This is a genomic window from Mesorhizobium sp. C120A (assembly GCF_030323105.1).
Taxonomy (GTDB): Bacteria; Pseudomonadota; Alphaproteobacteria; order Rhizobiales; family Rhizobiaceae; genus Mesorhizobium.
This window is the reverse complement of the sequence record NZ_CP100476.1, coordinates 5,868,280-5,885,692: the sequence shown is the minus strand read 5'-3', so window position 1 is coordinate 5,885,692 and position 17,413 is coordinate 5,868,280. Positions and strand designations below refer to the sequence as shown.

Here is a 17,413-nt window from a genome sequence, read left to right as displayed (position 1 = left end):
GCAAATCAAGAAGCCGTGGACACGCTTGCATGACCAATGTCGCCCTGACTGGACTGGCCCGCGATCTCGCCAGGCGCGCCGCCGAGGGACGCCCGGTGCGCATCGGCGTCATCGGCTCCGGCGAAATGGGCACCGACCTGGTCACGCAAGGCATGCTGATGCCCGGCATCTCGGTCGCGGCCATCTCGACACGCCGCCCGCACACCGCCCGTGACGCCATCCGCATCGCCTATGGCGATGAGGCGATGGCGGTCGAGGCGGACAGGGGCTCGAAAGTCACCGCGGCGATCGAGGCGGGCAAAATCGCCATTACCACGAACGAGATGCTGGTCACCAATCCGCTGATCGACGTCGTCATAGACGCCACCGGCAAGCCTGGTGTCGCCGCCGATTTCGACTTGAAGGCGATGGAGCACGGCAAGCATCTGGTGATGATGAATGTCGAGGCCGACGTCACCATCGGCTGCTACCTCAAGCAGCAGGCAGACCGGCTCGGCGTCGTCTATTCGGTCGGCGCCGGCGACGAGCCGTCGAGCTGCATGGAGCTGATCGAATTTGCGTCGGCGCTCGGCTACACCATCGTCTCGGCTGGCAAGGGCAAGAACAACCCGCTCAACCACGATGCCGTTCCGGACGACTATCGCGAGGAAGCGATCCGCCGCAACATGAACCCGCGCATGCTGGTCGAATTCGTCGACGGTTCCAAAACCATGGTCGAGATGGGCGCCATCGCCAACGCCACCGGGCTGGTCCCAGACGTTCCCGGCATGCACGGCCCAAAGGCCGACCGCGATCAGCTGGCCAATGTGCTCATCCCGAAGGCGGATGGCGGCATCCTGTCGAAGAAGGGCGTTGTCGACTACACCATCGGCAAGGGCGTGGCGCCCGGCGTGTTCGTCATCGTCGAGGCGACGCATCCGCGCATCGTCGAGCGCATGGACGACCTGCACATAGGCCACGGCCCCTACTACAGCTTCTTCCGGCCGTATCACCTGACCTCGCTGGAAGTGCCGCTGACCGCGGCGCGCATCATGCTCTATGGCCGGCCAGACATGGTGCCGCTGCCGAGGCCGGTGGCCGAGGTCTGCGCGGTGGCCAAGCGCGATCTCGCCATGGGCGAGACCTTCGATGCCATCGGCGAGACTTGCTACCGCTCATGGACCATGACCGTCGAAGAGGCGCGCGCCAATCGCGCAGTGCCGGTCGGCCTGCTCGAAGGCGGCAAGGTGCTGAAACCGGTGAGGAAGGGCGAACTGCTCACCGCCGACAATGCTACGCCCGACCGCACGACGAGGCTGTTCGCTTTGCGGAAGCTGCAGGATGATATGCTCTACGGGGCTGAGATGGCATGAACAGGCCAGCTCTCTGGCTTTGTCATGACAAGATCACTATATTGTAGTGACAGCGAACGGAGTCTTCCAGAATGAATCTCCAGATCAGAGACCCGCGCGCCCGTGACCTCGCCCGGCAGCTTGCCGAAAAGCGAAAGATTTCCTTGACCGAAGCGGTGATCGAAGCGCTCGAATCCGAGCTTCAGCGCGAACGTGAACGAGTTCCGCTGGCTGAGCGGCTGGCCGCCATATCGAACGATCTGAAGGCCAAGGCGGGAAGCGGCGGCAGGGATTTGACTAAGGATGAGATCGACGAGATGTGGGGACATTCCTGATGTTCATCGACACCTCGGTGGTGATCGCTGTCCTCGCCGGAGAGGAAGACGCCGCCGATTGGAGCCGCCGGATCGGGCAGGCCTCGATACGGATCACATCTCCGCTGGTCGTGCTCGAAGCGGCGATGCGGCTTTCATCGAAGTTGGTGGTGGAGCCGCTCTTCGCCGAAAAGGCGATAGAGGACTTCCTGCGTGAGGCCGAGATCGAGGTGGTTCCGATCGAAATCGGTGATGCCAAGCTCGCGATCCAGGCTTTTTCGAACTATGGCAAAGGTCGCGGCCACCCGGCTCAGCTCAATCTCGCTGACTGCCTGTCATATGCCTCGGCAAAAAGCCGTGGGATGCCCTTGCTCTACAAAGGGAAGGGCTTTTCCCACACCGATCTGGCCTGATCCTACTCCCCAGCAGCTTCGTCAGCCGCTCCCGCCCAGCAGGCCAAATGCTGCCGCGGTCGCGCCATGGGGCTTTTGACCTGCTCGCGCAACACGCCTGGTCATTGCGCTCGTGCTGACGGCGCAGACCCATCGGCTGCCATTGTATGATCCATTCATACAGTCTGTCTCTTTGATCCGGGTTTTTCAAACGATGCCGAGATGCCAATCTCCGAACGATCAGTTGAACCCCCATTGAGGATTGAAATCTTGCAAACCATTTGGACAAGACGCGAGACGATGAAAACCCTTCTGGCAACGGGCATGGTTGCCATGCTTCAGCCTCTGGCTTTTGCAGCCAGGGCCGCCGCCAAGCTGGAATGGACCTATTTTCAGGCTGACGAGAATGGTTTCCGCCGCACGCCGGTGCTGCTGACCGGGGAAAAAGAAGCCATCCTCCTCGACGGCGGATTTACCCTGTCCGATGGCCGTGCGGTCGCGGATGCGATCAAGGCGACGGGCAAGACCCTGACGACGATCTATGTCAGTTGCAGCGACCCTGACTATTATTTTGGCCTGCATCCCGTCGCGGATGCTTTCCCCGGCGCCAAGATCATCGCGGCCGCTGCGACGGTGGCGGCCATCAAAGCCAATGTGCAAGCCAAGCTGGATGTCTGGGGCCCGCAGCTCAAGGACAATGGACCGAAGGTCCTGGCGGATGTCGTCATTCCCGAGGCATCCGATATCACCTCACTTGAAGTCGAAGGAAACAAGATCGAGATCGTCACCGTCGCCGATCTGAAAGACCGGCGGTATCTCTGGGTGCCCAGCCTTGAAGCGGTGTTCGGCGGCGTGCTGATCTCGTCCGGCGTACATGTCTGGGTTGCCGACGAGCCAACCGTAGACGACCGCAAGAAATGGATTGCCGCGCTCAACGAAATCGCGTCCCGCAAACCCAACATCGTGGTGCCGTCCCATCAGGTAGCCGGTGCACCGGACGGTCTGGCGGCCGTGGAATTCACCCGCGCCTACCTCGAAGCTTTCAATAAGGAAGCCGAAAAAGCGAAATCCAGCGTCGAGCTGATTGCAGCGATGAAGCGGCGCTATCCCGATCTTCTTGACGTCTCGTCCCTGGAACTGGGCGCAAAGGTCGCCAAGGGTGAGATGAAGTGGGGCTGATACGGCCCCGCGAGCGTCTCGGCTACTTCCCCAATTCCACCGACCGCAGCCGCGCGGCTTCCACCGCCTCGGTCAGCAGCTTCGTCAGCCGGTCTTCGCCCATCAGCACGGCAAGGGCGGCTGCCGTGGTTCCGTTGGGGCTGGTCACCTGCTGGCGCAGGACGCCGGGCTCCTCGCCGCTTTCGGCAGCGAGTGCAGCAGCGCCATAGACGGTCTGCATGGCCAGCAGCCTGGCGGTCTCGGTCGGCAGCCCGGCCTTCTCGGCTGCAACCGTAAGCGCCTCGATGAAATGGAAGATGTAGGCCGGACCGGACCCCGAAACCGCCGTCACCGCGTCCATCAGGCCTTCGTCGTCGATCGTCGTCACCACACCGCTGGCCGACAGCAGCTCGGCAACGAAACGCCTGATGTCGTCGGTCACCAGCGGGTTGGAATAGACCACCATCATGCCCTTGCCGATCGCGGCCGGCGTGTTGGGCATGCAGCGGATGACAGGCGCGAGATGGCCGAGTATGTGCTCGAAGGTGGCGACCGGCGTGCCCGCGGCGATGCTGACGAAGGTGGTCCTGCCGTCGCCGAAGCGCTTGTAGGCGGCGGTGACGTCGCGGATCACCTGCGGCTTGACGGCGATGACGACGAGGTCGGGCTCTGCGTCGGCGGGGATGCCGTTCGCGTCCGCGGCGACACTGCAACCGAGGTGCTCGGCGCGCTTGCGCAATTCGGCATTGGGCTCGACCACGAACACGGCTTGCGGGGCAAGCTTGCCGGATTTCAGCCAGCCCGCAAGCATGGCGTAACCCATATTGCCGCAACCGGCGAGAACAAGCCTGATCGTCATTGAGAGCCCTCCGAGACAAGGGTTCTCCTTAGACGCTAGCGGGCAGACGGGAAAGCCCCTCAAGGGGTGCTGGATCCAGGCCAGCCGGTCAAGGTCGCCGGCGTACCGCGATCGGCCGCAGCGACACTTGCCGCAAGCCAAGCACGCCGAGCACGAAGAACAGCCACACCGGGTCGCCGCGATGGAAGAAGAAGCTTTCCAGGAACGCGTTCAGCGCCGTGAACAGCACCACCATCATGAAGAAGTCACCGAGATAGATGTTCTCCTTGCGCGGCGGGATGCGCATGTAGTCGCGCAGCGGCGCGATCAGGAAAGTGTAGACGGCAACGCACAGCGCCGGGATGCCCATCAGCACCGCAATGTCGAGATAGCCGTCATGGCCATGCACGATGGTCCGGATGTCCCAGGCCCGGTCGAAAGGCTGGTCCTGGCTCAGCAGCAGCGGCGTGCCCCAGAAGCTTTCATAGCCGTAGCCGGTCCAGGGCTTCTTCGCCAGCATCTCGCCGGAGAACTCCCACAGCGTCGCGCGCCCGGTATAGGTGAGGTCGGGGAAATAGGTGGCCGCCAGCTCCTTCACCGGCGGGATGAAGACGATGCCTAAGGTGCCGATGGCCGTCGCAATGATCGCCAGTGCAAACAGGACCGGCGTGCCGAACCGCATGCCGATCAGGCTCGGCAGCACGACGATCAGGATCGAGAACGGCACCAGGCCGGCCGTCGTCTTGGAGCCGGTGTGCAGCATGAAGATCATCGCCGCGCCGAAGATCGCCACGCCCCAGAATTTCTGGCTGCGCCGGAAGAGATAGAGGCCGGCGAAGCTGAAGCAGGCCATGATTGGTCCGGCAATGTTCTTGTGGGCGAACACACCACGCCACAGGCCGGCATGTTCGGGCTCCTGCGAATCGGCCGTATGCAGGGCCTCATGCGGAAAGACGATGAGGCCGATATAGGACAGGCCGATAACGACGATCGCGCAGAATATGATGACTTTCGAAAAACTGTCGGCGTCGCGCGGCAGCACCAGGACCGTCGCTATCGTCAAAACGCCAAGCAGCGTGAAGAAGGCCGCGCGCATGGCCGAGGACGGGTCGGTCGCGTTGATGACCGAAAGCATGAAAAAGCCGAGCATCAGAATCCAGGACGGGCTGAGCAGCGAGCGCACCACCTTGGGGTCGGCGAACGTCAGCAGTGAGAAGATCGAAATGGCGCCGAGCGAACTGAAGCCGAGCTGGTTGACGATGTCGCCGCCGTCGCCGGTCAGTTCCGCGCCTGCCGGCTGAAACGGCCGGAACGACACGATGACGACGGCAAACAACAGCGCGGCAATCGCCGTCGCCACGCCGTCGCGGGTGACGATGCCGCCCAGCAGCAGCTCGTCAGTTCTTCTCAGGCTGCCTGTATTGCTCATTGGCGTATCCAAATTCGGCAAGCACGCGGCCGAGCGAGACATAGACGGGGTAAAGCGCCGTCGACAGCGATCCTGTCCGCGCCAATTTGATTGCGCCGCGCACGGGCGAGGCTATCAGCAGCGCCAGGCTTTTTGCAAACACCTTGGCGCCGGCGAATGGCGTGCCGGCGCGCTTCTTCTTTTCGACCAGCGTCGAGATTACACCGTTGCGTAAGGATCGGGCGCGGATCCAGTCAGCCTCGACGCGCCGGGCTGGAACGCCTTCGCGCACCTTTGCCTCGGCGCACCAGCCAAGCACGAAACCTTTCTGCGCCGAGCGGCTGAGGAAGTCGGAATCGCCGCCGCCCATGAAGTTGAACCGCAGGTCGAGGAAGGGTGGCCCCATGATGGTGAGCACATTGCGCCCGACCAGAAGGTTGCCAGAGGAATAGAGTGCGGCCACGCGTCCAGTCTGGCGATAGGGCGGCGCAAACACGGGGTGCTCGGCCCATTTGGCGTGAGCAGGATCGGTAAACACTGGCACTTGCGGGCCACCGACAATGTCGGCGCCAAGCGTCTCCGCCGTCTTGCACATGCGCTCCAGCCAGTCCGCGTCGGCGATCTCGTCATCGTCGATGACCAGCAGGTGGCGGAAATCCGGAAAATGCAGGATCGCCGTCCGCCAGCCGGCATTGTAGGCACTGCAATTGCCCCGCTCGTGCGCGATGATGACCATGCCTTTCATATCGTCGCGTTCGAACAGCGGCACGGCCGCCTTGGCGCCCTCACGCGCCTTGGCTTCGTTTTCGATGACGATGACGGCGAAGCGCCGGCTAGTTTGCTGTGCCTTCAGCGACGCCAGCGTTTCCAGCAGCAGTTGTGGCCGCATGAAGGTCGGCAGCGTGACGACGGCTTCGATCGTCTCTGCGGCGAGCCCCGGAGAGCGTCCCGCAATCGATACCGAACCGTCCGATGGCAAAGGGATCATCCGCTCCAGCCGCATGTTTTAAATCTGGCTTTTTGATAACACCGCGACGATAACGTTTCGTTAATCACCTTTCGCAGCGGCGCCTGCCGGTCCGCGCCTTTCAGCCGTTGCGTCGCATGATTTAATCAAGGGTTCACCCAGCTTTGCTAGTGGCTGACGCTTGGATAGGTGAGATGCATCTGCTGTTCGCCACATCGATCGTGCCCGACGGCGCTCTCGCTTCGGGCTATGAGATCGCCAACGCTGCGATCATCGCCGCCTTGCGGCGCGCCGGCGTGCGCGTCACCGTCATCGGCTTCATCTGGCCGGGCAAGGCGCCCAGCGACCCCGAAAACACCATCGTGCTCGGCGCCGTCGACGTGCGCACGGAAAGCGCCTCGGCGCGGCAGAAGCTCGCCTGGCTTGGCAAGGCGGTGCTGTCAGGGCTCACCTTCGCTTCCGTGAAGCTGCGCGCGGTTTCCGACAGCGAAGTCCGTGCCGCGATCGAGCGCGCCGGTCCCTTCGACGGCTATGTCCTGAATTCGGTGCAGTTCGCCGGCGCCTTTGAAAAACTGTTCGCCGACCGTCCCTCGATTTTCGTCGCCCACAATGTCGAACATGGTTCGGCCAAAGAGAATGCGGCAGCAGCAAACAGTCGCTTCCAGCGCCTGCTGTTTGCCCGCGAGGCCAGGCTGCTCAAGACCATGGAGGAGCGGCTCTGCCGCCGGGCTCGCTTCGTCTTCACGCTGGCCGAGGAAGACCGCGCCGCACTCGGCGTTGCCAGCGACGACCGCTCGGCGGTGCTGCCGCTGGTGACCACTGCCACGGCCCCAAAGCCGGTCAAGCCGCGCCGCATCGATTGCGACGCGGCGCTGATCGGCACTTGGACCTGGCAGCCGAACCGCATCGGCCTCGACTGGTTCCTGGAAAAAGTCGTGCCGCATCTTCGCCGGAGCTTTCGCATCAGGGTCGCCGGCAACATGCCGTCGGATATCACCTCTGCCCATCCCGGTGTCGAATTTGTCGGCCGCGTGTCCGACGCCCAGAATTTCGTGCGCGGCGCCGCCGTCATTCCACTGATCAGCACCGCGGGCAGCGGCGTTCAGCTCAAGACCATCGAAACCTTCGAGCTCGGCCTGCCGTCGGTCGCCACCAGCCGTTCGCTGCGCGGCATCGATCATCGCCCGGCAAATTGCTTCGTCACCGACGATCCGGCCGCCTTCGCCGGCGCGCTGGAGGCAGCGGCGGCCGATGTCAAGGATGTCGATGGCAGCGCCTTTCACCGCCGGCAGATCAAGGCACTGGATGCCGCCATCAGGCTCGGCCTGGAAAAGCTCGGGTCGGTGGGGGAGGAGGTGTTTGCATGAACATGCACACCGCCCGCGCCGCCTTCGGGCTCGATACGCTGAAGACGATCCTTGGCATTTCGGTCCTTGCCATCGGCTGGGATGACGCGATCGCGCTGCTCGCTCGTCTGATTGCCGAGCGGCGCTTCACCAAGGTCAGTTTTCTCAACGCTCACAACGCCAACATCGCCTCTACCGATCCGGTCTTTGCCGAGGCGCTCGACGATTTCCTCATCCTGCCTGACGGCGTTGGCGTCGATCTGGCGGCAAAGCTGCTCTACGGCGCGCCGTTCCCGGACAATCTCAACGGCACTGATCTCATTCCGGCCTTTCTGCAGGCATCGGCGAGGCCGCTGACCGTCGGGTTGCTTGGCGCCACCCGCGCCAACGCCGAGGCGGCGTCGGTCAGGCTAGCCGCTCTGGCGGTGCAGCACGAATTCGTCGTCATCCATGACGGCTATTTCTCCCCCGCCGAAGAGCAGGCGATCGTCGATCGCATCGAGGCATTGCGGCCCGACGTGCTGCTTGTGGCCATGGGCGTGCCGCGCCAGGAATTGTGGATCGCCCGTCATATCGATGCCCGCCACTGCACGCTGCCGATCGCCGTCGGCGCGCTGCTCGATTTTCTCTCCGGCACGGTGCCGCGGGCGCCTCTGTGGATGCGCCAGCTGAGGCTCGAATGGTTGTTCCGTCTGTGCATCGAGCCCGGCCGGCTGTGGCGCCGCTACGTCGTCGGCAATCCGGTGTTCCTGCTGCGTGTCGTCAGGCAGAAATTCTCGCGTCGGCCCGAGCCCGCCGGAGAGTTGCGGTGAACAGCCGCGTCGTGCCGAGCCCTGCAGCCGAGACCGGTGCCCTGCCGCAAACGCCGACGGCGGCGGTGGTGACCGCCAGCTATGCGCCGGATTTCGAACGCTGCCGCCTGTTGTGCGAGACCCTCGACCGCCATGTCTCCGGCTTGGCGCATCATTACATTCTGGTCGAGCACCGCGACGTGGCGCTGTTTCGCCAGTTGGAAAACGACCGCCGCAGCGTTGTCGACGAGCGCGACCTGCTGCCGCGCTGGCTGCGTGTGTTCGACGATCCGATGAGCCTCTTTCGCCGTCGCATCTGGCTCAGTCTCAAGACCCAGCCGCTGCGCGGCTGGCATGTGCAGCAGCTGCGCCGCATCGCCATCGCTGCGCATGCTGGAGAAGACGTGCTGGTCTTCTGCGATTCCGACGTCGCCTTCCTCAAGCCATTCGATCTGAGCGCCTTCTGGCGCGACGGCAAGGTGCGGCTGTTCCGGCGCGACGGCGTGCTGTCGAGCGACGGTCACGACGAGCATCGCATCTGGTCGCGCAATGCGGCCTCGGCGATTGGTATCGATGCATCCGAGGTTTCGAACCACGACTATATTTCGACGCTGATCGCCTGGCGCCGTCAGACCGTGACGGCGATGTGCGCCGAGATCGAGAAGGTGCACGCGCGCGGCTGGGTCGAGGTCATCGCTTCAGTGCGCCGGTTCTCCGAATGCATGATCTATGGCCGCTATGTCGACGATGTGCTGGGGGGCGCCGGCCATTTCCACGGCTCGGAGGAATTCTGCCGCGTGCACTGGACCGGGGAGGCGCTGTCGGATGACGAATTCCGCAGCTTCGTCGCCGCTATGGCACCGGGGCAGGTGGCGATCGGCATGCAATCCTTCATCGGCACCGATATCGGCCGCATCCGCCGCCTGATCGGATTGGCTTAGATTGCCTTGGCGGGCTTGCGCAGCGCCGAATAGGTTAGCAGCGCCGAGGCGAGATAGAGCAGCAGGAAGACGACATTGAGCGATACGACAAGCCTGGGCGTGTCGGCAATCGTGGTCAGCACATAGGTCAACAGCACCGCCTTCAGCCCCGCCAGCAGGCCGAGGTTGAGCGCCCTGAGCGCGGTCTGGCCGCGCGCGAACAGCAGCTCGGCCTGGTATTCGACCAGGTTGCGCAGTCCCGGCACGCCGATTGCCAACGCCACCAAGGGCGCCGCCTCGGCGACATTCCGGCCAAGTGCATTGGGGAAGAAATGCAGCACGATGCCGAGTGCGGCCAGTGCCAATGTCGACACCAGGAACACGCCGGCTTCGATACCGCTCTTGACCCGCAGTCGCGACAACAGCTCCGGCGCCCGCATCATCCTCTGCACCAGCATCATCGAGAAGGTGCGGATCGGGATTGCCGTCAGGTCGACCAGCCGCATGATGATGGCATAGATGCCGGCCAGATGCGGCCCGCCGATCGCCAGCACGAGCAGCTTGTCGAATTCCGACTGCAGGTAGAACAGCACTTCGGCTCCTGCAACATAGATCGAATCGGCAAGCCGCCTGAGATAGAGCTCGGTGCGCAGCCTCAGCCGCTGGCGTGGATAATAGAAGCCGAAGGCCAGCAGCAGCGAGGCGGCGTTGGCGCCGATGTAGAACAACGACCAGATCCAGACGCTGTGCTGGCCCGATAGCATGAACAGCACGGCGCCCAGCGCGCGGAACGCCGTGGCCACGATCGACAGCACGGCGGCGCGGCCGAATTTGCCGAGCCCGTTGTTGACGATCAGCACCACCTCGACCGGCCGCCACAAAAGCGCCTCTGCAAAGACGATTGCGGCAAAGACGGCCAGCGGAACGGTGCTGGCGAAGAAGATCAGGTAGACGCCCCAGGAGGCCGCCGCCAGCAGTGGTAAGGACACGGCGCCAAGCAAAAGGAAGCCGGCGGTGAAGGTGCCGATCAGATTGGGGCGGATGGTGGCTGTGCGGTAAAGCGCCGAGATGAAGCCGAAAGCGAGGATGCGCGACAGCATGACGCCGGCCGCCGAGGCGGTGGCGAACATGCCGAACTCGGCAATCGACAGCGTGTTGGCAAGTGCGATGAAATAGGCAAGCGAGAACACCAGCCGCCCGCCGGCGCCGCTGATGGCTGAAAGATAGTCGCGAACCAGCCCCCGTCTTTCGGCGAGGAAGGTGCCGATGCGGGCGAGTGTCCGCCTTTGCGGTATGTCGCTGGCCTGCGTCATATCGAGGAAAGCCGTAAGCCGCAAAGCTTAACGTGCGGTTCTGACGCCATTTTACAGATCCCGGCAATGCGTGGCGAAGCGAGAAACTTTCACTTGCAGACTTCGGAAATTAACCTTTTGTTTCCCATGCCTGTTTAGCGTGACTTAACGATTGGCCGACCGCCGCTCCTGCGCCGTCGAAGGTAAAGTTTCGAGACAATGGTCGACAGGGAAAACCGTGAAGACTGGAGGCGCGAGCGCTCCCTCCTGGCGCTCGGCAAAGCCGTGCGCGGCGATGAGGCGGCGGATGCGTCGGCGGTCTCGATCGGTGACCGGGTGGATCCGTCATGGCGCGAGGACGCCGCCACGCGTCACCGCATAGCCCGCTCGCAACGCGAGGCGCGGTCGAATCCGGCGCCAACGTCACCGCCCGAGCCGCCGCAGTTCCAGGCCGACGGCGAACCCGTTTCGGCCGCCAGCGCGCGTGAGGAGCCTGTTTCCGGCCGGCGTCAGCAGCACGCCGCCTATGAGCTCCGCTCTTTCCACGAGCAGCGACCGGACCGCGACGACGATGACGGGCAGGAATGGAAGCCGCTGATCGATCCGCTCCAGGTCGTCCGCGGCATTAGTCGTTCCAAGTTGCTGATCGTCTCGACGACGATATTGGGCACGGTGCTCGGCGTCGCCGTCGCCGTTTCGACACCGAAGAAATACGAAGCCACCACACAGATGGTCATCGAGCCAGGCGACCTGAAGCTTTCCGACAACGATCTCACCCAACCGGTCGGGCAGCCCGATGCGGCGCTGGCTGTTGTCGAAACCCGCATCAAGATGGTGACATCCGGCAAGGTCCTCGACAAGGTCGTGGCCGATCTCAATCTCGTCGACGATCCGGAATTCAACGGACAGGGCTCTGGCGGCCTTGGCGTCCTGTCGCTCATTCGCTCGATACTGTCGCGCCAGGATGGCCCTGGCGGCGGCGGTGAAGTGCGCCGCCAGGCGCTGGCGGTCGGCAATCTGGCCAAGAGCCTGTCGGTTGAGCGCAGCGGCAAGAGCTTTGTCGTTTCCATCAGCGCCACCACTCAAAGCGCCGACAAATCGGCGAAGATAGCCAATACGACCAGGGACGTTTTCCAGCAGGAGGCGGCCCAATACCAGTTCGGGATGGCCGGGCGCGCGACGGACCAGCTGACGGCCAAGCTCGATGACCTGCGCAAGAATGTCGAGACAGCGGAGCGCAAGGTCGAGGATTTCAGGGCCACGCATGATCTCGTCGACGCGCAGGGCCATCTGATCAGCGACGACCAGATGCTGAAGCTCAACGAGCAGCTCTCAGTCACCCGGGCCCGTACGCTGGAACTCAATGCCCGGGCCGCGTCGGCGCGTTCGCTGGACGTCAATTCGGTCATCAACGGCACCTTGCCGGAAGAAATCAATTCCAACACGATGAGCGAACTGCGCGCGCAATATGCAGTTTTGAAGCAGGAGGCCGACCGCGCCGCCGTGCGTCTGGGACCGCGTCATCCCGAATACCAGGCGCTCAACGCCCAGCTCGACGGCTCGCGCGAGCGCATCGCAGGCGAACTGCGCCGCATCGCCTCGTCGCTGCAGGTCGATTTGAAGCGCTCGGTTCAGCTTGAGCAGGATCTCGCTTCCCGCCTGGCTCAGGCAAAGGTCCAGAGCGGCGACGTCAACAGCGATCTGGTCAGCCTGCGCGAACTGGAGCGTGACGCCACGGCCAAACGCTCCGTCTACGAACAGTACCTTCTGCGCGCCAAGGAGACCGGCGAACAGCAAAACATCAACACCACCAACATCAATCTGATGACCCCCGCGCAACCGCCGCTCGAACCCAACGGACCGTCGCGGGCTGTAATAGCGATGGCCGGCCTGCTGCTCGGGCTTGCTTCGGGCATCGGTGTCGGCGCCATGCGCGGCGCCTTTGCCAGCCTGCGCGGCGCTGCCAATTCGCGTTCGCGCGGCAGAATGGACGAGCGCCCCCCTCCGGTCGAGGACAAGGTCTATCGCGCGCCGCTGCCTGTGGCGCCGCCACCGGCAGCACCTCCGGTGTTGCCGACCGCGGCCGCTCCCGCCCGGAGCCCAGGTCTGTTCGACGGACTGTTCTCGGCGATGCGCAAAGCCGCGCCGGGTAGCGGGACGTCAGGCGAACCCGTCGAGACCTACCGCGCCCAACCAGCCGCCGAATATACAAGGCCGGTGCAGGAGCCTGTGGGCTATCGCCAGCCGGACTTCCGGAACGAGGTTCCGCACGCCAATTCCCCTGCGCAGCAGCCTGGCTACGCGCAGCCTCGTCAGCCGGCTGACTATGCCTATTCGCAGGCTCAGCCGATGCCCGCGGCGTCCGGGCCGTGGTCTTCTCCGCAGCCCGCTGGGGCGGCGCCGGAAGACCAGCAGGCGCAAATCGACGATATCCGCGCCAGCCTGCGCGAATTTCGCGAAGCGGTGCGCGAACTCACCGAAAGCCGTTCGCACCGCCGCTATTTCTGAGCAATTCCAGGAAAAGTGTGAAACGGTTTTCCCGGGAAAAGCGCGTAGCGCGCTTTCCCTTGGGAATTGCGTCAAAACAAGAAATAGAGCGGTTCAGCCTTTCCGTGAAAGGATGAGTCGCTCTGAGCCCGTCAGCACAGAATAAAAGCTGCCGGTTTCGAGTTTACGGCATGTGACGGCGCTTTGACGGGATTGCTTAGGCCAAATTTCGTGACAATGCCGCGCAGCATGGCGCCCAAAAAACGCTGCCGTCGGGCTTTACCCGAATGGGCGGAACGTTTGGAACAACGACATGCACGAAGCAACGTTCAAGGCGCGCGCCGCGCCTTGGCTGGAATGATGTCGAGGATGGTTCATGGCCGAAGTGATTGACGGAAAGATCGTCGCCGCAGACGTGGTTCAGAAGGTCAAGGCCTTGACCGAGGACCTGGTCGCCAAGGGAAAGGCCCAGCCCGGCTTGGCGGTGGTCATCGTCGGCGAGGATCCGGCAAGCCAGGTCTATGTCGCGTCGAAGTCGCGCACCGCCAAGGAATGCGGCTTTCATTCGCTGCAGCACACACTGCCGGCCGACACGTCCGAAGCGGCACTGCTGAAGATCATCGGCGAACTCAACGCCGATCCGGCCATCAACGGCATTCTGGTGCAGCTGCCGCTTCCCGCCCATATCGATGCCGGCAAGATCATCCAGGCCATCGCGCCACAAAAGGATGTCGACGGCTTTCATTTCATCAATGTCGGCAAGCTCGGCACCGGCGAACTCGAAACAGCCTTCGTGCCCTGCACGCCGGCTGGCTCCATGCTTTTGATCGAACGCGTGCGCGGCAAGGATCTTTCCGGCCTCAACGCGGTCGTCGTCGGCCGCTCCAACATCGTCGGCAAGCCGATGGCAAATCTGTTGCTTGCCGCCAACTGCACCGTCACCATTGCCCACAGCCGCACCAAGGATCTGCCGGCGCTGGCCCGCACAGCCGACATTCTGGTTGCCGCCGTCGGCCGGCCCGAAATGATCAAGGGCGACTGGGTCAAGCCCGGCGCCACCGTGATCGATGTCGGGATCAACCGCATTGCCGCACCCGAGAAGGGCGAAGGCAAAACCCGCCTCGTGGGCGATGTAGCCTATGCCGAAGCGGCCAAGGCCGCCGGCGCCATCACCCCCGTGCCCGGCGGTGTCGGACCGATGACCATTGCCATGCTGATGGCCAATACGTTAGCCTCAGCCTACCTTGCGGCCGGCTTGAAGCGGCCTTCCTTCTGACCCAGAAAGCAGCTTCTTTGCCGAACCTTACTGTACCCTCTGAACGGCCGGTCGTGGATGATCCCGTTCAAGGGGGCCGGCAATTCGCGTTCCTGCTGGTCGACAAGTTTTCGATGTTTTCGCTGGCAGCGGCGATCGATACCTTCCGCTCGGCCAACCGCCTGCTCGGCCGCGATTTCTATGGCTGGACGACGGTCTCGGCCGACGGCGATCCCGTCATGGCCTCCAACGGCCTGCCGCTCAAGATCGACTATGCCGTCGCCGATTTGCCGCCCGTCGATATCCTGTTCGTGTCGGTGGGCCTGTCGGTCGAGTTCCCCGGCAAGAGCAAGGTGCTGGCGGCGCTGCGCAGCTGGGGCCGGCGCGGCAATGCGCTCGGCGCGCTGTCGGTGGGCTCTTACCTCCTGGCCGAAGCCGGTCAGCTCGAAGGTTATCGCTGCACCATTCATTGGGAAAACCGCGCCGGCTTCGTCGAGCGCTTTCCCGACATCAACTGCACCGGCAACGTCTTCGAGATCGACCGCAAGCGCTACACCTGCGCCGGTGGCACGACCTCGATCGACCTGATGCTGGAGATCGTGCGTGGCGACTTCGGCTCGAACCTCGCCAACGGCGTTGCCAACCAGTTCCAGCATGAGCGCATCCGCTCCGCCGGCGACCGCCAGCGCGTCGGGCCGGAGCGCGACCTGACCGGCAAGTCGGAGAAGCTAAGGCGCATCGTCGAACTGATGGCCGACCATCTCGACGAGCCGCTATCAGCCGTGCAGCTTGCCAAATCGGCGGGCCTGTCGGTGCGCCAGGTCGAGCGCTTGTTCCTGCGCCATTTGAGCGTCACGCCCGGTCGTTACTACATGCGGCTCAGGCTTGAGCGGGCGCGCGAACTGCTGCGCCAGACCAACATGCCGATCCTCGACGTGGCCATTGCCACCGGCTTTACCTCGCACTCCTATTTTGCCCAGAGCTACCGGCTGCAGTTCGGCCGTCCGCCTTCCGAAGAGCGGCGCACCACGTACTGACGCGGTGCTTAGCCGGCCTCGGAACAGGCCTCGGCCGGCGCCGATCCTGTTACACGGCAACCGTTCGTGACCCGCTCCGGGGCTTGTGCCCGGACGCGGCGTCAAATAGCTTGCCGCCGCATATAAGAGGGCGGCCTCAAGGAGATTTCCATGGCGGGACTTTTGCGGAGCGTCGCTGCGGCGCTGCTCCTTTTGTCGATGACTTCGCTCGGCTTTGCCGCCAACAAGGTTATCATCATTCTTGACGCTTCAGGCTCGATGTGGGCCCAGATCGACGGCAAGCCGAAGCTCGAGATCGCGCGCGAATCGCTGAGGACCGTACTGCAGTCGGTCCCGGGCGACGACGAGATCGGCTTCATGGCCTATGGCCACCGCGAAAAGGGCAGCTGCGACGACATCGAGCTGATCGTGCCGCCGCAAGCCGGCTCGGCTAGCGCCATTTCGGCCGCTGCCGACAGCCTGAAATTCCTCGGCAAGACGCCGCTGACCGCAGCCGTCAAGCAGGCGGCCGAAGCTCTGAAATACACCGAGGACAAGGCGACCGTGGTTCTCATCACCGATGGGCTTGAAACCTGCGAAGGTGACCCGTGCGCGCTGGGCGGGGAACTGGAGGCCTCAGGCGTCGATTTCACCGTCGACGTCGTCGGCTTCGGCCTGACCGCTGACGAGGGCAAGCAGATCGCCTGCCTCGCCGACAACACCGGCGGCAAATATATCCAGGCCTCGGACGAGAAGGCGCTGCAGCAAGCACTGATCGAAACCGTCGCCGCGCCGGCACCTGAACCCGCACCGGCGCCAGCGCCAGCTCCAGCCCCTGAACCGGCAAAGCCCGAATTCAATTTCATCCCGAGCGTGGTCATGGCCGAAGGCGGCGATCCGATCACCGACGGCAATGCCTGGGAGGTCTACAAGGCCAAGGCCGATGGCACGCACGGCGAGGCCGTCACCACCCAGTACAACAACTACGAGGCCAATCTCGAGCCGGGCGACTATGTCGTCGTCGCGCGCGCCGACGAAGCTCGGGCGGAACAGAAGGTCAAGATCGAGGCGGGCCAGGTCTACAAGCCGCTCTTCACCTTGAACGCCGGCACCATGCTCATCCATCCGAAGCCAAGCCAGGGCGCCGAGATCAGTGACGAAGCCCATGTCGATTTCGCCTTCCCGGGCGGCAGCACCACCCACTATGGCGACACCAGGATCATCGTGCCGGCTGGTGAGCAGAAGGTGACGGTTGCGATCGGCAGCGGCTCGGTGACCGAGAACATCCAGCTCGCCGCCGGGCAGACTGTGGAAAAAGACATAGTCGTCGGCGTCGGCCATGCCGCCGTCAACGCCTACTACACTGCAGGCGGCGACAAGGCCGACTCCTCGGGCATCAGCGTCCAGATCGTCAAGGCCAAGAAAAAGATCGACGGCTCGCGTGACGATGTCGCCCACTCCTATGGGCCCGACAGCAAATTCTGGCTGCCGCCGGACGACTATGTCGCGGTCACCTCGCTTGAGCTCGCAACCGTCGAGCAGCCTTTCAGCGTCAAGGTTGGCGACGTCAAGGACGTCAAGGTGACGCTCGATGCCGGCGTGCTGGTGATGTCGGCGCCGGGCGCCTATTCGATCGAGGTGCTGTCGTCGAAGAAGGATATCCAGGGCAACCGCAAGGCGCTCGGCCTGAACTATGGCGACACCTGGCAGCAGACTATCCCGGCCGGCGACTATGTCGTCCTCCGCCACATGTCCGATCAAGGCCATGACAAGGAAATGCCGGTGACGGTCAAGGCCGGCGAACGGAGCGAGATTACGGTTCAGCCGTAATCTCCATCCATCCCTCACCAAAGGGCGGCCTCAAACCGAGCTCGAGCCGCCCTTTTTACAAAATAGGC

Annotated in this window: 15 protein-coding genes; 11 read left to right on the top strand and 4 right to left on the bottom strand. The window is 63.5% G+C overall.

Annotation, left to right across the window (positions count from 1 at the left end):
• Positions 1-29: 29 nt before the first annotated feature.
• From NL532_RS28765 to NL532_RS28750, 4 genes are all read left to right on the top strand, one after another.
• Complete coding sequence (locus NL532_RS28765; protein ID WP_023751971.1) at positions 30-1,352, top strand: NAD(P)H-dependent oxidoreductase; 1,323 nt, start codon at positions 30-32, stop codon at positions 1,350-1,352.
• Positions 1,353-1,423: 71 nt separating this feature from the next.
• A complete protein-coding gene (locus NL532_RS28760; protein ID WP_023689347.1) occupies positions 1,424-1,666 on the top strand; it encodes a type II toxin-antitoxin system VapB family antitoxin in 243 nt (80 codons plus the stop codon).
• Positions 1,666-2,058, top strand: a complete 393-nt coding sequence (locus tag NL532_RS28755) for a type II toxin-antitoxin system VapC family toxin (RefSeq protein ID WP_023751972.1) — start codon at positions 1,666-1,668, stop codon at positions 2,056-2,058. The genes NL532_RS28760 and NL532_RS28755 overlap by 1 nt, the downstream gene beginning before the upstream one ends.
• 258 nt (positions 2,059-2,316) lie before the next feature.
• The gene (locus NL532_RS28750) at positions 2,317-3,216 is read left to right on the top strand and encodes an MBL fold metallo-hydrolase (RefSeq protein WP_023827899.1); all 900 of its coding nucleotides are present in this window, start codon (positions 2,317-2,319) and stop codon (positions 3,214-3,216) included.
• A gap of 22 nt (positions 3,217-3,238) precedes the next feature.
• Here NL532_RS28750 and proC read toward each other — a convergent pair whose 3' ends face one another.
• From proC to NL532_RS28735, 3 genes are all read right to left on the bottom strand, one after another.
• Positions 3,239-4,054: a pyrroline-5-carboxylate reductase gene (gene proC / locus NL532_RS28745; protein WP_023669294.1), complete on the bottom strand. Its 816-nt coding sequence runs from the start codon at positions 4,052-4,054 to the stop codon at positions 3,239-3,241.
• Between the two features lie 88 nt (positions 4,055-4,142).
• A complete protein-coding gene (locus tag NL532_RS28740) occupies positions 4,143-5,462 on the bottom strand; it encodes an O-antigen ligase family protein (protein ID WP_023827900.1) in 1,320 nt (439 codons plus the stop codon).
• On the bottom strand, positions 5,431-6,429 hold the full coding sequence (locus tag NL532_RS28735) for a glycosyltransferase family 2 protein (protein WP_023827901.1): 999 nt from the start codon (positions 6,427-6,429) through the stop codon (positions 5,431-5,433). Before NL532_RS28735 ends, NL532_RS28740 begins: the two co-directional genes overlap by 32 nt.
• Before the next feature lie 173 nt (positions 6,430-6,602).
• Here NL532_RS28735 and NL532_RS28730 point away from each other — a divergent pair, with 173 nt between their 5' ends.
• Genes NL532_RS28730 through NL532_RS28720 form a run of 3 tightly spaced genes read left to right on the top strand, consistent with a single transcriptional unit; the run spans position 6,603 to position 9,486 of the window.
• On the top strand, positions 6,603-7,775 hold the full coding sequence (locus NL532_RS28730) for a glycosyltransferase (RefSeq protein WP_023669297.1): 1,173 nt from the start codon (positions 6,603-6,605) through the stop codon (positions 7,773-7,775).
• Positions 7,772-8,566, top strand: a complete 795-nt coding sequence (locus tag NL532_RS28725) for a WecB/TagA/CpsF family glycosyltransferase (RefSeq protein WP_023669298.1) — start codon at positions 7,772-7,774, stop codon at positions 8,564-8,566. Before NL532_RS28730 ends, NL532_RS28725 begins: the two co-directional genes overlap by 4 nt.
• A complete protein-coding gene (locus NL532_RS28720) occupies positions 8,563-9,486 on the top strand; it encodes a DUF6492 family protein (protein ID WP_023669299.1) in 924 nt (307 codons plus the stop codon). Before NL532_RS28725 ends, NL532_RS28720 begins: the two co-directional genes overlap by 4 nt.
• Here NL532_RS28720 and NL532_RS28715 read toward each other — a convergent pair.
• On the bottom strand, positions 9,483-10,778 hold the full coding sequence (locus NL532_RS28715) for a lipopolysaccharide biosynthesis protein (RefSeq protein WP_023669300.1): 1,296 nt from the start codon (positions 10,776-10,778) through the stop codon (positions 9,483-9,485). The two genes, NL532_RS28720 and NL532_RS28715, sit on opposite strands and share 4 nt — an antisense overlap.
• Before the next feature lie 198 nt (positions 10,779-10,976).
• Between NL532_RS28715 and NL532_RS28710 the strand changes: the two genes are divergently transcribed.
• From NL532_RS28710 to NL532_RS28695, 4 genes are all read left to right on the top strand, one after another.
• Positions 10,977-13,265, top strand: a complete 2,289-nt coding sequence (locus NL532_RS28710; RefSeq protein ID WP_023692390.1) for a GumC family protein — start codon at positions 10,977-10,979, stop codon at positions 13,263-13,265.
• Positions 13,266-13,620: 355 nt separating this feature from the next.
• Positions 13,621-14,520 (top strand): bifunctional methylenetetrahydrofolate dehydrogenase/methenyltetrahydrofolate cyclohydrolase FolD, encoded by a 900-nt coding sequence (gene folD / locus NL532_RS28705; protein WP_023669302.1) that lies wholly within the window; start codon positions 13,621-13,623, stop codon positions 14,518-14,520.
• 17 nt (positions 14,521-14,537) lie between these two features.
• On the top strand, positions 14,538-15,536 hold the full coding sequence (locus tag NL532_RS28700; RefSeq protein ID WP_032891834.1) for a GlxA family transcriptional regulator: 999 nt from the start codon (positions 14,538-14,540) through the stop codon (positions 15,534-15,536).
• A gap of 150 nt (positions 15,537-15,686) precedes the next feature.
• Complete coding sequence (locus NL532_RS28695) at positions 15,687-17,345, top strand: vWA domain-containing protein (protein ID WP_023827902.1); 1,659 nt, start codon at positions 15,687-15,689, stop codon at positions 17,343-17,345.
• Positions 17,346-17,413: the final 68 nt, after the last annotated feature.

Excerpts from the sequence above, each read along its gene's own strand:
- NL532_RS28765 (WP_023751971.1), top strand. The coding sequence starts at position 30 with ATGACCAATGTCGCCCTGACTGGACTGGCCCGCGATCTCGCCAGGCGC.
- NL532_RS28760 (WP_023689347.1), top strand. The coding sequence starts at position 1,424 with ATGAATCTCCAGATCAGAGACCCGCGCGCCCGTGACCTCGCCCGGCAG.
- NL532_RS28755 (WP_023751972.1), top strand. The coding sequence starts at position 1,666 with ATGTTCATCGACACCTCGGTGGTGATCGCTGTCCTCGCCGGAGAGGAA.
- proC (WP_023669294.1), bottom strand. The coding sequence starts at position 4,054 with ATGACGATCAGGCTTGTTCTCGCCGGTTGCGGCAATATGGGTTACGCC.
- NL532_RS28740 (WP_023827900.1), bottom strand. The coding sequence starts at position 5,462 with ATGAGCAATACAGGCAGCCTGAGAAGAACTGACGAGCTGCTGCTGGGC.
- NL532_RS28735 (WP_023827901.1), bottom strand. The coding sequence starts at position 6,429 with ATGATCCCTTTGCCATCGGACGGTTCGGTATCGATTGCGGGACGCTCT.
- NL532_RS28730 (WP_023669297.1), top strand. The coding sequence starts at position 6,603 with ATGCATCTGCTGTTCGCCACATCGATCGTGCCCGACGGCGCTCTCGCT.
- NL532_RS28725 (WP_023669298.1), top strand. The coding sequence starts at position 7,772 with ATGAACATGCACACCGCCCGCGCCGCCTTCGGGCTCGATACGCTGAAG.
- NL532_RS28715 (WP_023669300.1), bottom strand. The coding sequence starts at position 10,778 with ATGACGCAGGCCAGCGACATACCGCAAAGGCGGACACTCGCCCGCATC.
- NL532_RS28710 (WP_023692390.1), top strand. The coding sequence starts at position 10,977 with ATGGTCGACAGGGAAAACCGTGAAGACTGGAGGCGCGAGCGCTCCCTC.
- folD (WP_023669302.1), top strand. The coding sequence starts at position 13,621 with ATGGCCGAAGTGATTGACGGAAAGATCGTCGCCGCAGACGTGGTTCAG.
- NL532_RS28695 (WP_023827902.1), top strand. The coding sequence starts at position 15,687 with ATGGCGGGACTTTTGCGGAGCGTCGCTGCGGCGCTGCTCCTTTTGTCG.